Source organism: Bradyrhizobium sp. Unk1, from assembly GCF_059512345.1.
The window spans coordinates 1-972 of record NZ_JCAMOP010000197.1 but is presented as its reverse complement, the minus strand read 5'-3'; the positions used below and the strand labels follow the sequence as shown (position 1 = coordinate 972).

1 protein-coding gene is annotated in these 972 nt (G+C 62.7%); it reads right to left on the bottom strand.

Translation table 11 applies throughout. From position 1 onward, the window contains the following. A partial coding sequence (locus tag AC5ZFO_RS48090; RefSeq protein WP_496124278.1) for an IS110 family RNA-guided transposase occupies positions 1-868 on the bottom strand: 868 nt, incomplete at its 3' end. Between the last annotated feature and the right edge of the window lie 104 nt (positions 869-972).

Sequence of the window (972 nt, the reverse complement as noted above, 5' to 3'; positions counted from 1 at the left end):
TGTGGCGAACGCGGCCGTTGCCAGCCTTAGTGATGCTGCCACGCCTGACCGTCTCCCCGGTCGATCGCTCGCCCGGCACTAGGCCAAGATAGCCCATGAGCTGACGTGAGGTCTCAAAACGGCTCACGTCACCAACCTCGGTGGCAAATGTCACCGCGACGATTAGATCGACACCTCGCAGTGTTTGAAGCGCCCGCACGAGTGGCTCCAAGGACCAGGCCGAGACGAACTCTTCGATCGTGCGCTCCAGACGTTCGACCCGCTCCTTGGCGATGCGAACTGCTTCGACCATTTCTTGCAGCGCGATCTGATGCGCGGGATGATCGAACTGCTGTTCCTGAAGCCAACGCAGATAGCGCATCGTCCATCCCTTCTTGCGGGGATAGGTGCGGCCATGCTTGAGCATGAAGGCGCTCACCTGCTGGCGGTGGACCCGCAGCGCCTCAACCGCCGCCGCCCGGGCGCGGACGAGATCTCGCATCGCTTCGTGGCTTTCATCGGGAACCCACACCGCCGTTAACTCGCCGGCGCGCAGCAGCCGGGCGAGAGAAACAGCGTCCCGGCGGTCTGTCTTCACGCGATCGCCAGGCTTCCTCGGGATCAGCGATGGCGCAACCACGGTGCATTCATGGCCGAGCGACCGGATCAGCCGATAAAGGCCATAGCCAGTCGGACCGGCCTCGTAACAGAAATGCACACCACCAAACCGGCTGGCGATCCGTTCAACGACCCGGCGCATGCCGGTCGCCGACGCGTCGACCTCACCGAAGAAACGAACCTCTCCTTCCCGGCCTGTTTCCGCGATCGCGATGGCGTTTTTCAGCTTCGCGACGTCGATTCCGACAAATGCTTCCCTATAATCTGCCACGGCTCGTCCTCCTGTGATGAGGATCGGCTCGGTACGCCCGAGTAACCCTCGGACGCGCAGTGTAGGGCGAGCCACCTCACTGGAAGAGGCGGACATACGGCCTT